General features: G+C 68.7%; 14 protein-coding genes. 10 read left to right on the forward strand and 4 right to left on the reverse strand.

Annotated elements, in window-relative coordinates; translation table 11 throughout:
• The first annotated feature begins 265 nt into the window (after positions 1–265).
• The 6 genes from QH290_RS01605 to QH290_RS01630 all read left to right on the forward strand — a co-directional run bounded on the left by QH290_RS01605 (position 266) and on the right by QH290_RS01630 (position 4,423).
• Positions 266–655, forward strand: a complete 390-nt coding sequence (locus QH290_RS01605; RefSeq protein ID WP_280263517.1) for a hypothetical protein — start codon at positions 266–268, stop codon at positions 653–655.
• The gene (locus QH290_RS01610) at positions 652–1,266 is read left to right on the forward strand and encodes a hypothetical protein (protein ID WP_280263519.1); all 615 of its coding nucleotides are present in this window, start codon (positions 652–654) and stop codon (positions 1,264–1,266) included. The genes QH290_RS01605 and QH290_RS01610 overlap by 4 nt, the downstream gene beginning before the upstream one ends.
• The gene (locus tag QH290_RS01615; protein ID WP_280263520.1) at positions 1,266–1,976 is read left to right on the forward strand and encodes an ESX secretion-associated protein EspG; all 711 of its coding nucleotides are present in this window, start codon (positions 1,266–1,268) and stop codon (positions 1,974–1,976) included. The genes QH290_RS01610 and QH290_RS01615 overlap by 1 nt, the downstream gene beginning before the upstream one ends.
• Positions 1,977–2,045: 69 nt before the next feature.
• Positions 2,046–2,894 (forward strand): polyphosphate kinase 2 family protein, encoded by an 849-nt coding sequence (locus QH290_RS01620; RefSeq protein WP_280263522.1) that lies wholly within the window; start codon positions 2,046–2,048, stop codon positions 2,892–2,894.
• A 162-nt stretch (positions 2,895–3,056) separates the two neighbouring features.
• Positions 3,057–3,827 (forward strand): DsbA family protein, encoded by a 771-nt coding sequence (locus QH290_RS01625; RefSeq protein ID WP_280381767.1) that lies wholly within the window; start codon positions 3,057–3,059, stop codon positions 3,825–3,827.
• Positions 3,828–3,865: 38 nt separating this feature from the next.
• Positions 3,866–4,423, forward strand: a complete 558-nt coding sequence (locus QH290_RS01630; protein ID WP_280381768.1) for a vitamin K epoxide reductase family protein — start codon at positions 3,866–3,868, stop codon at positions 4,421–4,423.
• Between the two features lie 9 nt (positions 4,424–4,432).
• Here QH290_RS01630 and QH290_RS01635 read toward each other — a convergent pair whose 3' ends face one another.
• Positions 4,433–5,542, reverse strand: coding sequence for a S1C family serine protease (locus QH290_RS01635; protein ID WP_280263528.1), 1,110 nt, complete (start codon positions 5,540–5,542; stop codon positions 4,433–4,435).
• Positions 5,543–5,683: 141 nt separating this feature from the next.
• Positions 5,684–6,427, reverse strand: a complete 744-nt coding sequence (locus tag QH290_RS01640) for a ZIP family metal transporter (RefSeq protein WP_280263530.1) — start codon at positions 6,425–6,427, stop codon at positions 5,684–5,686.
• A 100-nt stretch (positions 6,428–6,527) separates the two neighbouring features.
• On the opposite strand from QH290_RS01640, the gene QH290_RS01645 reads away from it, so the two are divergent.
• The gene (locus tag QH290_RS01645) at positions 6,528–7,580 is read left to right on the forward strand and encodes an NAD(P)-dependent alcohol dehydrogenase (protein WP_280263532.1); all 1,053 of its coding nucleotides are present in this window, start codon (positions 6,528–6,530) and stop codon (positions 7,578–7,580) included.
• A gap of 12 nt (positions 7,581–7,592) precedes the next feature.
• Here the strand turns inward: QH290_RS01645 and QH290_RS01650 are convergent, their stop codons facing one another.
• On the reverse strand, positions 7,593–8,897 hold the full coding sequence (locus tag QH290_RS01650) for a phthiocerol/phthiodiolone dimycocerosyl transferase family protein (protein WP_280263534.1): 1,305 nt from the start codon (positions 8,895–8,897) through the stop codon (positions 7,593–7,595).
• Between the two features lie 115 nt (positions 8,898–9,012).
• On the opposite strand from QH290_RS01650, the gene QH290_RS01655 reads away from it, so the two are divergent.
• The 3 genes from QH290_RS01655 to QH290_RS01665 all read left to right on the forward strand — a co-directional run bounded on the left by QH290_RS01655 (position 9,013) and on the right by QH290_RS01665 (position 11,512).
• Positions 9,013–9,570: a TetR/AcrR family transcriptional regulator gene (locus QH290_RS01655; protein WP_280381769.1), complete on the forward strand. Its 558-nt coding sequence runs from the start codon at positions 9,013–9,015 to the stop codon at positions 9,568–9,570.
• Positions 9,571–9,799: 229 nt separating this feature from the next.
• The gene (locus QH290_RS01660) at positions 9,800–10,423 is read left to right on the forward strand and encodes a DUF8020 domain-containing protein (RefSeq protein WP_280263538.1); all 624 of its coding nucleotides are present in this window, start codon (positions 9,800–9,802) and stop codon (positions 10,421–10,423) included.
• Between the two features lie 246 nt (positions 10,424–10,669).
• On the forward strand, positions 10,670–11,512 hold the full coding sequence (locus QH290_RS01665; protein WP_280381770.1) for an SAM-dependent methyltransferase: 843 nt from the start codon (positions 10,670–10,672) through the stop codon (positions 11,510–11,512).
• A gap of 7 nt (positions 11,513–11,519) precedes the next feature.
• On the opposite strand, the gene QH290_RS01670 is transcribed toward QH290_RS01665, so the two are convergent.
• Entirely contained in the window at positions 11,520–12,434 is a 915-nt protein-coding gene (locus QH290_RS01670) for an esterase/lipase family protein (protein WP_280266001.1), read from the reverse strand.
• Positions 12,435–12,753 lie beyond the last annotated feature (319 nt).

Raw genomic sequence — 12,753 nt, forward strand, 5'->3', positions numbered from 1 at the left:
TATCCGTGTCCGCCCCCGCCCGCCGATTACCCGTTCCCCCCACCCCGGCGCGATCTTTGGGCGTGTGTTTTCCTATCGGCGGGCGGGGGGGGCCGCGCGCCCGCCCGGCAACGGAAGTGACCGTGGCGCAACGGGTTACACAACCCGCCGCGACCGATCGTGTGGCGCGTCACAAATTCGATCGGCATCGCCGCCGACCACACTCCGGTACTGTCCCAAATGGGACAGGGCGTGATGGTGGCGGTGAACGGAAGGGGAGCACCGGGTGGGTGTACCGGACACCGGTCAGCAGGCCGCCCGCGAACTGTATGCCGCGGCAACGGGTTCCGGGGGCGAGGCGTTCGAGATCGCCGAGGATGTGGCGCGCAATCTGGCCGCCGCATGCGATCGGCTCGTCGAGGATCTGCAGCGAGCCCGGCACACCGAACACCAGCTGACGACGGTCACGGGGTTCCCGGAGCTGCCCTCCGGACGCGGACTGGCCCACGGTTTCGGCGCCAAGGGGCGCGAATTTCTCGATACCGTGCTCGCCTTCCAGGAGACGGCCCTGCTGTTCAAGGCCGCCTACCTGGCCGCGGGCAAACACTTCGCCGAGGCCGAGGCCGCCAATCGCGCGGCCGTGGAATTGGCCGCTGCGCGGCCGGAGGACCGATGACCCCCGACGACCCGCCGCTAGCCCCCGACGAGCCCGTCACCGCCGACGCCGTCGATCCGCCCTACGTCCCCGATCGGGAGGTGTTCGGCTCCTACACCCATCGGGAACTGTGGGACCTGGTGCACGAGGCCCTCGATCCCGGCGCCCTGGGTCAGACGGCCGACGCGTGGCGTCGCAATGCCGAGCTGGTCGGCGAGGCCTTCCGCACCTTCTCGGCGGCGACGACCGCCGAATTCGCCCGCTGGAACGGGCACGCCCGGGACGCCGCGCTGCGCGCCACCGTCGATTTCGCCGCCCGCGGCGCCGCGGTGCCCGAGGTCTGCCTCGCCGTGCAGCGGCGGCTGGAATCCGATGCCGAGGCCGCCCAGGTGATCCGGGACGCGATCCCGCCGCCGGTGCCGCCGTACCAGCCGCTGGACGATCCGGTCGCCGAGGTGGTGCACGGCGGCCGTCGCCGCATGGACCACGACCAGCACGCCGCGGCCACCCAGGCGGACGTGCGCGATGTCATGACCTTCGTCTACAACCCGACCCTGCCCGCGTCGGGGGACCGCGTACCCCGGTTCGCACCGGCGCCCCGGGGTCCGGGCTCGAGTGGGGGTCGCGAGTAGTGAAGTGGGTGCTCACCCCGGACGAGTTCACGCACGTCTGGGCCACCGAAACGGGCCTGGATCGCCGCCCTTACCCCGTAAATATGATCCCGGCCGCCACCGCGCGCACCGAATCCGAGTACGCCGCACTGGGTTTGCGCCAGCGCTACGCCCGCAACACCGACCCGGACCTGACCGCCGCGCTGATGCTGTGCGCGCGCACCGACGCCACCACGATCACCGTCACCGGCGAACGATCGGGCAGCGCGCAGGAGCCGGAGCGGATCCTCGCCTTCGCAGCGGTGGTCCACCACCACGCCGGTGTGCTCGTGGCCGGATCCGACACCGTGACCGTGAGCGTGTGCCACGCCCGCACCCTCGGCGACAAGCTGGTGGAGGTGATCGGTTCGGCCCCCGCCGGTCGGCACGCCACCATGCGCGAGCCGCAGGACGCGGTGCTGAACCAGGAGGGTCCGGCCCTGCCCGACAACGGGCGGCCGGGCCCGGCCCGCTTCCGCCGCAAGCTTCGCGAGCCGGTCGACGCGCGCGGATTCATCACCGTATCCGTCGCCCCGGACAACCCGATGTCGCCGCCCACCCGCCACCGCACCTGGCTGGACTTCGCCGGCGACGGCCGCTACCTGCTCACCACGGCCGCGGACCTGAGCCTGACACCGGTGTCGGATGCCGATTTCGCCACCCAGCTGATGAAGTTGGCGGGCATCCGGTAGCGGCGGGGACACGCACATATGCGGCGAAAACCGCCTCGGCGCGGTGGCGGCCGTAGATACTGCACTGTTATGGCTAAATCCCCGTGGTCCAAACCGGTCACCAAGGCGCTGCTGGCCGACGGGCTCGAGCTCGACAGGTTCGACACCTCCGCCACCCCCGGCTTCAAAGGCAACAAGAAGGACGGCGAGCAGTTGCTCGCCGAGCGCGGCCCGGTCCTGTCGGATCTGCAGGAGAAGCTGTTCGCCAACGGCCGCTCCGGCGATCCGCGCAGCGTGCTGCTGGTGCTGCAGGGCATGGACACCGCGGGCAAGGGCGGCATCGTCCGGCATGTGATCGGGTCGGTGGATCCGCAGGGCGTCGACCACGCCGCGTTCGGGGTGCCGACCGCCGAGGAGAAGCGCCACAACTATCTGTGGCGCATTCGGCGGCAATTGCCCCGGGGCGGGCAGATCGGGGTCTTCGACCGCTCGCACTACGAGGACGTGCTGGTGGTCCGCGTGCACAATTTGGTGCCGCCGGACGTGTGGGGCAAGCGCTACGACGAGATCAACAAGTTCGAGCGCAAGATCGTCGACTCCGGCACGACGCTGATCAAGGTGGCCATGTTCGTCTCGCTGGACGAGCAGAAGAAACGGCTGGCCGAGCGGCTGAACCGGCCCGACAAGTACTGGAAGTTCAATCCGAACGATATCGACGAGCGCGGTTTCTGGCCCGCGTATCAGCAGGCTTACCAGGCGGTCCTGGACCGCACCTCGACCGAGTACGCGCCCTGGTACGTCCTGCCCGCCGACCGCAAGTGGTACTCCCGCCTGGCCGTCACCGAGCTCCTGATCGACGCCCTGCAGAACCTGAAACTGGACTGGCCCGCGGCGCAATTCGACATCGAGGAACAGAAGAAGCGCCTCGCCGCCTCGTGAGGGCCGGAGTCTCAACCGGCTCTCAGGTTCGCCCGCAATCATGTGGTCCGACGGCCCTCGCATTTCGGGCGGCGGCATCGCGCCCCTATTGCGTCCGCCCCGTACCATCGCAGACGGCACCGGACGGCTGTCCGCACGTAGACACAGGAAGGCGACTCGAAGGTGAGCAAGAATCCGCGTGGTAAGAACCCGCTGGCCGGGGTGCAGCGTGCCGATCGGACACGCACCATCGCGATCCAGGTGGGTGTCGGGGCCGTGCTGGTCGCGCTCATCGCCGCCATCGGCATCAGCATCGCGATCAAGAACAACAAGAAGAACGATCCGGGCCCGACGCCGACGGTGACCGCGCAGGCCGCGCCCGGCGGGGTCGAGGGCTCCATCACCGACAACGGTGCCATCCGGATCGGCAAGCCCGGCGCCAAGGCCACCGTGCGCGTGATCGCCGACCTGCAGTGCCCCGCCTGCCAGATGTTCGAGCAGGCCAACGGCAAGACGATCGAGGACGAGGTGAACGCCGGAACCGCCGCGGTCGAGTACAACATCGTCGCCTTCCTCGACAAGATGTCGGGCGGCACCCGCTACTCCTCGCGCGCCGCGAACGCCGCCTACGCCGTGGCCGGATCGGACCCGGCGAAGTTCATGCCGTGGCTGAGCAGCATGTTCCAGCAGCAGCCCCCGGAGAACGGCACCGGCCTGACCGACGACCAGATCATCCAGATCACGCAGGCCGCCGGTATCACCGATCCTTCGGTCGCGGAGGACATCAAGAGCGACAAGTACGACAAGTACGTGCAGAAGGTCACCCAGGACGTGGCGGGCGAGGGCATCCAGTCCACGCCGTCGGTGTTCGTGAACGGCAAGCAGATCAAGAGCTCGCAGGAGCTCATGCAGCCCGACGGCCTGCGCCCGACCATCGAGGCCGCCGCGAAGTAACTCGCGGATTCGCGGGCTGGAGAAGGGAGTAGAGCGGGATGAACCCACGTTCCGCGTGGATCCTGCTGATCGGCGGGCTCGCGGGCTGGATCGCCTCGGTCACGCTGACCGTGGAGCGGTTCAAGCTGTTCATGGACCCCGACTACCGGCCCTCGTGCAGCATCAACCCGATCCTGTCCTGCGGGTCGGTGATGGCGACCGACCAGGCATCGGTCTTCGGATTCCCGAATCCGCTCATCGGTGTCGTCGGCTTCTCGGTGGTGGTCACGCTGGCCGTACCGGCCATCGCCGGGGTCGGCTTCCCGCGCTGGATCTGGGGCGGGCTGTGGCTGGGCCTGGTGCTAGGCATCGGGTTCATCTGCTGGCTGATCTTCCAGAGCCTGTACCGGATCAACGCGCTGTGCCCGTACTGCATGGTGGTGTGGGCGGCCACCCCGATCCTGCTGGCGGTGGTCACCGACCAGCTGTGGGGTGGCGCGCGGGGCGTGCTGAAGATCGTCGCGGAGTGGCGCTGGACCGTCGTGGTGGTCTTCTACGCGGTGGTGCTGCTCCTGGTGTTCCTACGCTTCCAGGACTACTGGATGTCGCTGGTCTGAGAGCGCCGGTCAGTTCGGCGGCCCGACGGCCAGCACGACGGCGACCGTCCGCCGGGTGCCGTCCGGCGCGGTCAGCTCCAGCTGCACGGTGTCATCGGGTTTGCGCAGGTTGAGCGCGCCCTTCAGGGACTGCATCGAGGTGACGGCCCGGCCGTCGATGCCGGTGATGATCTCACCCTCGGTGAGCCCGGCGGCGTAGGCGGGCATGCCGTACACCGCGGATTCGATGCGCGCGCCGACCGGTTTCGCATCCGAGGTGATGACGCCGAGCGTGGCTGTGGGACCCACGTGTACGGTCTCGCTGGCCGTTCCGGAACGGATCTGCCGCACCACGCTCATCGCGGTATCGATCGGCACCGCGTACCCGCTGGCCCGCCCGGCCGCCTTGGCGTTGTCCCCGGAGGCCGCCGTGATCACGCCGACCACCGCTCCGTAGCGGTCGGCCAGCGCGCCGCCGGACTGCCCGGAGGTCACCGGGGCGGCGATCTCGACCATCCCGGTCAGCGCCTTGCGCGAATAGTCGGCCGAATTGCGCGCGACGATCGAGGAATCCAGGGCGGTCACGGTTCCGGGTGTCGCGGTGGGCGAGCCGGTGCCGCCCGCGTTGCCGATGGCCAGCACCTCGTCGCCGATGCGTAGCCCCGCCGAGCTGCCGATGCGGGCCACCGGCAGGTCCGCCGCCCGCGACATCTCCAGCAGGGCGATATCGGCGTCGGCGTCGTAGCCGAGCACGGTCGCCGGATACTGCCCGCCGGTCCCGATATCGCTGACGGTGATGGATTCGGCCCCCTTGACCACATGATGGCTGGTGAGCACCTGCCCGTCGGCGGTCAGCACGATGCCCGAACCCGCGGCGCTCATCCCGGCGGGCCGCACCGAGACGTTGATATTGGCCAGCTCCGGTTCGACCGCCGCGGCGACCGCGGCGGGATCCATGGGCGGCAGCGGCGGGCCGAGCAGCGTCGCGGTGGAGTCGGTGATGCCGAAGACCCAGCGCGGCAGCTCCCCCTGATAACCCAGGAACGCGACCAGGGCCAGCGCCGCCGCCAGCAGGACGGCCACGGTCCGGCCCGTCCGGCCGGTGCGCCTGGGCGCGGCGTCCCACCGTTCGTCGTACATGGCCACTCCCGCCTCGTGCACGCCCGTCCGGGCCCGGCGATTGTGTTTCTATATGTAGCAGCACTGCGAGCCCGGCGCGTCGGTTCCCGTAATACCTGTGTACCGATTGGTCGTTTCCACCTGGTCAAGGGACCGGGACGGTCAATGATTCAGTGCCGCAACGACGAACATGAACGCAGCGCCCGCGACCGTGCACACCAGCACCAGGCGCGACGGCTTACCGGCGTGCGCCTCGGGCAGGATGTCGCCGGTGGCCAGATACAGCAGGAAACCCGCGAAGTAGCCGAGGTACAGCCCGGCCAGGTCGGCGGGCACGTGGATGAGCGTGCCGATCACCGCGCCCACCACGGGGGCCAGCGCGTCGAGCCACAGCAGCACCAGCGCGCGACGATGCGCATTGCCGTACAGGGTCGGGATGGTGAAGGCATTGAAGCCGTCGGCGAAGTCGTGGCAGATCACCGCGATCGCGACCGAGATCCCCAGCGCGGTGCCGGTCTGGAAGCCCACGCCGATGCTCAGTCCGTCGAGCATGCTGTGGAAGATCAGCCCGCAGGCGGCCAGGATGCCGACCGACTGGAAATCGTGTGCGTGACTGCCGAATTCGTTCTCGTGGCCGACATGGATGGCGGTCGCCTGCTCGATGATGTGGACGGTGAAGAATCCGACGACGCCCGCGACGAGGGCGCCGGGCACCCCGGCCACCGTGTACGACGATTCCGCCAGCGCATCCGGCAGCAGGTCGAAGGCGACCACGCCGAGCATCACCCCGGCGGCCAGGCCGAGCACGATGCGCTTGCGGTCGCCGATCCGGACCGCCACGAGCCCGCCCACCAGGGTCGAGCAGAAGGAGATCAGCGAAAGCAGAATCGCCACGCCGATCAGCATGTTCCATCCTCCGGCGCATTTCGGGCAAATCCGACCGGCGAGTTCGTTCAGCGCGGGGTGCCGTTTGCATGGCGAACCATGCGGGAGTAGGCATGGACGCATGACCACCGCTGCCGCCTACTCCGTCTCCGGCCCCGAGGGGCCCTTCACGAAGACCACGATCGAGCGCCGCGAACTCGGTCCGCGCGACGTACTGATCGACATCAAGTACGCCGGCATCTGTCACTCCGATATCCACACCGCCCGCGACGAATGGCACGGCACCACGTACCCGTGCGTGCCCGGTCACGAGATCGCCGGGCTGGTCGCGGCGGTCGGGTCCGCGGTGACCAAATACCGCGTCGGCGACCGGGTCGGCGTCGGCTGCATGGTGGATTCCTGCGGGGAGTGCGGGCCCTGCGTCGCCGGGGAGCAGCAGTACTGCACCCGCGGCGCCACCATGACCTACAACACCTCGGTGCCGGAGGAGTTCCAGCCCGGCGGGACCACCTTCGGCGGCTATTCCACCCAGGTGGTGGTGACCGAGAACTTCGTGGTGTCCATTCCGGAGGGCATCGGGCTGGACGAGGCCGCGCCGCTGCTGTGCGCGGGCGTCACCCTGTTCTCCCCGCTGCGGCACTGGAACGCCGGGCCCGGTAAGAAGGTCGCGATCATCGGCATGGGCGGGCTCGGGCACGTCGGCGTCAAGATCGCGGCGGCGATGGGTGCCGAGGTGACGGTGCTCAGCAGCTCGCTGAGCAAGCAGGACGACGGCCGCCGCTTCGGGGCGCGGCACTACTACGCCACCAGCGACAAGGAGACCTTCCGCGAGCTGCGCGGGCGGTTCGACCTGATCCTCAACACCGTCTCCGCCGATCTGCCGATGGACCGGTACATGAAGCTGCTGAACCTCGACGGCACCCTGGTGATCCTGGGCCTGCCCGACAATCCGCTGCAGGTGCAGCCGTTCACGCTGGCCGGGTTCCGCCGCTCGCTGGCCGGGTCCATGATCGGCGGCATACCGCAGACCCAGGAGATGCTGAACTTCTGCGCCGAGCACGGCATCGGCGCCGAGATCGAGGTCATCTCCGCGGACCGCATCGACGAGGCCTACGACCGAGTGGTGGCCAGCGACGTGCGGTATCGGTTCGTCATCGACGCGGCCACGATGTGATCGTCCGGCGAATCATCCTGCGCTGCTGACGAATCCGGACTGCTGCGCTCCCGCCACGACGTGGCGCAGCGACTCCGACAGGGCGCGCCGCACCGCCCCCATCTGGGTGCGACCGTGATCGGCGGTGTCGTATTCGACCTGCACCGTCAGGCGGCCGTCCAGGGTGAACGCGGTGGCCTTCGGAGGCATGCCCGGGTTCATCGCGAAGATGTTGTCGCGCAGCAGCTTTACGCCCGCGGGGACCTCGTGCGTCGGCACCCTGCCGATATTGGAGAGGGCGAAGGTGGGCTGCGCGGCGAGCATCGCCGCGCTCTGCTCGTCGCGAATGTGTCGGCCCGCCAGGATCATTCGGGCCGGATCGCGGCGGGCCAGCGCGGCGCGCACGTCGGCGTCCACGATCCGGCCCAGCTCGATCGGGTCGTCGGCCGCCGCCACCGGCAGTGCCGTGCCCCAGCCCGACGCGCAGTTGAGCACGGTGTCCGCCGACAGCTCCGGATCCAGCGCGGAGCGCAGGTCGGCGGCGTAGCCGCAGACCATCGGCAGCGGCCCGGCCGCGTCGAAGCGGCCGCGCACGGCGACCAGCGCGCAGCCGCTCAGCAGGCTGTTCACCGTGATCCCGGCCGACCGCGCGACCGCCACGAACGCGGCCGTCTCGTCCGCCTCCAGCTCGATCCGCTCGGCGGCGAGGAATCCCCGCACACCGGCGGCGCTCGCGACCCGCGGCAGTCGCGCGGGCGATTCGGCCATCATCCCGCGCATCCGGTCGAGTAGCTCCTCGACCTCGGTCGCCGAAATCATCGCGGCGACACGGTCATCCACGGCCTGCGGGAGTTCGGCGTCGGCGACCACCGGCAGCGGTGCGCCGCGCAGTCGCGCGGTGTAGCGGCGCCACATGTCGTCCAGGAGCGCGAAAGCCGAACGCCCGTCGGCGATTCCGTGATGTACGACCAGCACGATGCGACTCTGTGTGCCGTCGCGCAGCAGCACCGCGCGGAACAGGCCCTCGCTCCAGTCCTGCGGTTCGTTGACGAGCCGGACGTACTCGACCTCGTCGCCCTCGGCCACCACCAGCGGCGGCCGGTACCCGTCGCGATGGCGCAGCACCGGCACTCCGGCGTCGTCGGCCGCCAGGCAGCTGAGCAGCGGATGCGCGGCGGCCAGCTCCGCCAGCACCTCCCGCAACGCATCGGCGTCGAGTTCGCCCTCGACGGTCGATCCGATGTACAGCGGCATGCCGCCGACCGGGACCGAGCCGAAGCGGGCATCGGCCCGGAAGTAGCCGGATTCGACGGGGGACTGCGCTCGTTGCGGGATCATCGGGCACCTCTCGGGTCGTTCGGGAGTACTCCTCGAAACCATACAAGCGTTTCAAACATTTGTCACAAACAAACGTATGAAACACCCGTTCGGGGAGCCTTGCTACCCTGCTGACGTGGGAACACGTGACGATCTCCTGGCCGCGGCCAAGCAGTGCCTGGCCGAGCGCGGCTACGCCCGGACGACCGTGCGCGACATCGTGGCCGCCTCGAGCAGCAATCTCGCCGCGATCAACTACCACTTCGGCACCCGGGACGCCCTGCTGAGCCAGGCCATGGTCGAGTCGACGACCGATGCGGTGCAGCGCATCCTCGACACCCTCGACGCGGACCTGGAGGGCGAACCGGCACTGCGCCTCGAGAAGTTCCTGCGCAGCCTGATCACCACCTTCACCGACGACCGCGCCCTGTGGGCCGCCAACATCGAAAGCCTCGCCCAGGCCCAGCACCTCGGCGACATCCGCACCGACTTCTCGGCCAAACAGCAAGAAGCCCGACAATCCCTGGCCCACATGCTGTTACCCACCACCGGCACCCCCGACGACGACATCGGCGCCCTCCTCCTCACCCTCCTGGACGGCCTCCTGGTCCAGTGGCTCCTGGACCCGGCAGCCGCACCGAGCGCCGACCGAATCGTGAGCGGCCTACGGGCCATCGCCCGTGTGATCGAATAGACATGGAATCGGCAGGGCGCCAACGGCTCCCGAGCAACTGCCGAGCAGCGTATGCGAAGGCGCTGTACAAGATCATTTCATCGCGACTTTCCTCCACTTCGCAGCCAAACTCCAGCAACCGTTTCGATCAGGTGAACAGGAACCCCCTGCGCGGCAAGCGAATTCCGCATCGCCTAGGGTCTGTTCCGGTTGGTCCATCGGGGACCGACAAGTGGAGGGAATTCAAAGAATGAAGTTCGGAAAGATCACTGCTACCGTTTTCATGGCAATCGCCGCTACGGGGATTACCGCGGCAACGGCCCACGGCGAGTCGACAGTCGTCAACGAGCAGCCGGCAGCAGTGACGGAGGGGAACGCAACTTCCGGTGTGGACCACGGAATCAACTACCACACAACGGTTTCCATGGTCGACAAGGCCGTCACTGCGACCGTCGAAAATGGCCGCTTCGAGCTCACCCCCGCCGGTACGGCCGTGGCACTGAAATCCGATACGGGTGAGACTGTGGGAGAAGTCCCGCTCCGGTTCGATGTGCAGGGTCGTTCGATCGCTGCTGCCCAGCAGATCGGCACAGATGGTCGTAGCTTGACCTTGACGCCGAATCCGACCGCAGAGGATATCGCCGAGCTGAAGAACATCAGCTCGTTCGACCGGCTCATGGACCAGATCAACAAGAACCAGCCCAACGTCACCATCGGCGCAGTTATCGGCGGCATCATCGGGGCGTTCATCCCGTTCCTGTGGGTCTTCACCATCCCCGCGGGGATCATCATCGGCGGCATCGCCGGAGGCTACTCCCAGGGTGGACAAGAATTCCTCGACGCCGTGCAGGCATTCGCCACCGGACAACCGTGATTCCCGGAGCGTGAAAACGGGTGTGTGCGTGACCGTTACACGTTCACGCACACACCCCGCACCGCAAACGCCATGGCGCGCATGGTTCCCTTTCCTCGCCGTACAAAATGGCCATCGTTCGGGAGATCCGTGCCGTTCTGGACGGAAGGGCTGAAAGGGGCGTGCGGATCGGGGGGCGGGAATAGTCTGGGCGTGACGCAAGGGCCGGTGCGGGACTCGGTCGGTGGCGCGCGAAGGGCAGTACAGATGTCGGAGAGTAGTGGTCGGGGGCGTACTCGGCCGTCGGCCAAGATCGATACCAGCGTGGCGCACGAGGCGCGCGTGTACGACTACTGGCTCGGGGGGCGGGACAACTATCCTGCCGATCGGGCGCTGGGGGATGTGATCGCCGGGCATATCCCCGCGATCCGGAGCATGGCCCGCGCCAACCGCGCGTTTCTCGGCCGCGCGGTGCGCTATGCGATCAGCGAGGCGGGCATCACCCAGTTCTTGGACATCGGCACGGGCATCCCGACCGCGGGCAATACACACGAGGTGGCGCAGCAGCGCGACCCCACGGCAAGGGTCGTGTACGTGGACAACGACCCGATCGTGCTGGCCCATGCCCGCGCCCTGATGCGCAGCACGCCCGAGGGGCAGACCGCCTTCATCCATGCCGATCTGCACGACCCCGAATCGATCCTGGCCGATCCGGCCCTCGCATCCACCCTCGACCTCGACCGCCCCGTGGCGCTCATGCTGGTCGCGGTGCTTATGTACTTCCGCGACGAGGACAACCCGCACGGCATCCTCGAGCAGCTGCTGGATGCACTGCCCTCGGGAAGTTGCCTCGTAATCACCCATCCCACAGCGGATTTCGATCCGAAGGCCATGGCCCGCGTGGTGATCTCGTCCGAGCAGGCGGGCATCCCGTTCCGTCCGCGCAGCCGCACCGAGACCGAAAGCCTGTTCACCGGAACGGACATGGTGGAGCCGGGCGTCGTCCCGGTGCTGGGCTGGCGGCCCGATTTCGCCGAGGCACCACCGGCGAGCGGCGACGTCGATATCGAGTCGGCCTGGTACTGGGCCGGAGTCGGCCACAAGCGCTGAACCGCCCCTACGCCGGGCAGCGGGGCGCGGCGTGGGACGGGTCGAGGGCGCGTTGCACGATCTGGATCACCGCGGGTGAGGTGGGGAGCTTGGCGTGATCGAAAGTGTCTCCCGCACAGACGTTCTGGACCCAGACATTGTCCACGGCCGCACCCGGACCGGCCCGCAGGAACGTCGTTTCCGGCGGCGTGGTGATCTCGTCGACCCGGCTGGCGATGACGGTGTAGTGCACGCCGGGCTCGGTGTCGCCACCCGCATTGAGCGCCCGCAGGAACTCGCTGCCGACCACCTGCTGGGCGGCCGCCGGACCGAGCACCCGGGCCACCGCGGCCTCCCCTGGCCCGGCCGCGCTCCCCGAGGGCAGCAGATATCCCAGATTGCTGAGCGTCGTGCCGTGATTGGTGGCGCCGACTGTGACCAGCCGCCGCACCGTATTGCGTTCGGGGGCAGCGGGATCGGCCCCACCACCGAAACGCAGATACTGCCGGGCCACCAGCCCGCCCTGCGAATGCGCGACGATATCCACCTGGGCCGCACCTGTCGCCGCGCGGACGCGATCCAGGAATGCGGCCAGCTCACCGGCCGAGGCGCGAATATCGCCGGTCCCGTACACACCCGGCTGCGCGCCGTACATGCTCGAGGTATCTCGCCCGTAGTTCAGGGTGAACACACAGTGCCCCGCCGCTTTCAGCTTCGGCGCCAGCACATCCCAGCTGTTCTGATTGCCCCAGGTCCCGTGCAGGAGCAGCACGGGAACCGGATGCGCCGCCGAGGTCGAGCATTGCCAGTCGTTCGCTCCGGACGGGGCAACGCTGCCGTCCCGGCCGTGCACGAAGTCCGCCACCGGATCCGCGGCCGCCCCGGAGAAGGCCCCCACCGTGCACAAACCCATGACGGAAAGCAGCACGGCCAGCGAACGCATCACTCATCCCTTCCACACCGAAGAGCAGTAACGGATCGATTGCCGATGCTATGACGATGTGGGCGGGAAGCCGCGTATCCGCGCGCCGAAACGCCGGAGGGGGACGAAACGACGGTGGCCCGGGGGGCGGGGGGCCCCGCCGCCCCCCCCCGGAGACCCGGGCGGCCGCGACCCCGAAAATAGGTGAAAAAAAAAAAACGCCAGACGACCCCCCCCCGGGGGGGGATAACGGGGGGGGCGCGGGGGATTAACGTTGGGCGCCGGGGGAAACCCCCGCCGCGCCCCGTAGCCAGGGGGGGGGGGCGCGAGCGCCCCCGCC

Origin of the sequence: Nocardia wallacei (genome assembly GCF_029869545.1) — a bacterium.
Lineage (GTDB): Bacteria > Actinomycetota > Actinomycetes > Mycobacteriales > Mycobacteriaceae > Nocardia > Nocardia wallacei_A.

Excerpts from the sequence above, each read along its gene's own strand:
- QH290_RS01610 (WP_280263519.1), top strand. The coding sequence starts at position 652 with ATGACCCCCGACGACCCGCCGCTAGCCCCCGACGAGCCCGTCACCGCC.
- QH290_RS01620 (WP_280263522.1), top strand. The coding sequence starts at position 2,046 with ATGGCTAAATCCCCGTGGTCCAAACCGGTCACCAAGGCGCTGCTGGCC.
- QH290_RS01630 (WP_280381768.1), top strand. The coding sequence starts at position 3,866 with ATGAACCCACGTTCCGCGTGGATCCTGCTGATCGGCGGGCTCGCGGGC.
- QH290_RS01635 (WP_280263528.1), bottom strand. The coding sequence starts at position 5,542 with ATGTACGACGAACGGTGGGACGCCGCGCCCAGGCGCACCGGCCGGACG.
- QH290_RS01640 (WP_280263530.1), bottom strand. The coding sequence starts at position 6,427 with ATGCTGATCGGCGTGGCGATTCTGCTTTCGCTGATCTCCTTCTGCTCG.
- QH290_RS01645 (WP_280263532.1), top strand. The coding sequence starts at position 6,528 with ATGACCACCGCTGCCGCCTACTCCGTCTCCGGCCCCGAGGGGCCCTTC.
- QH290_RS01650 (WP_280263534.1), bottom strand. The coding sequence starts at position 8,897 with ATGATCCCGCAACGAGCGCAGTCCCCCGTCGAATCCGGCTACTTCCGG.
- QH290_RS01660 (WP_280263538.1), top strand. The coding sequence starts at position 9,800 with ATGAAGTTCGGAAAGATCACTGCTACCGTTTTCATGGCAATCGCCGCT.
- QH290_RS01665 (WP_280381770.1), top strand. The coding sequence starts at position 10,670 with ATGTCGGAGAGTAGTGGTCGGGGGCGTACTCGGCCGTCGGCCAAGATC.
- QH290_RS01670 (WP_280266001.1), bottom strand. The coding sequence starts at position 12,434 with ATGCGTTCGCTGGCCGTGCTGCTTTCCGTCATGGGTTTGTGCACGGTG.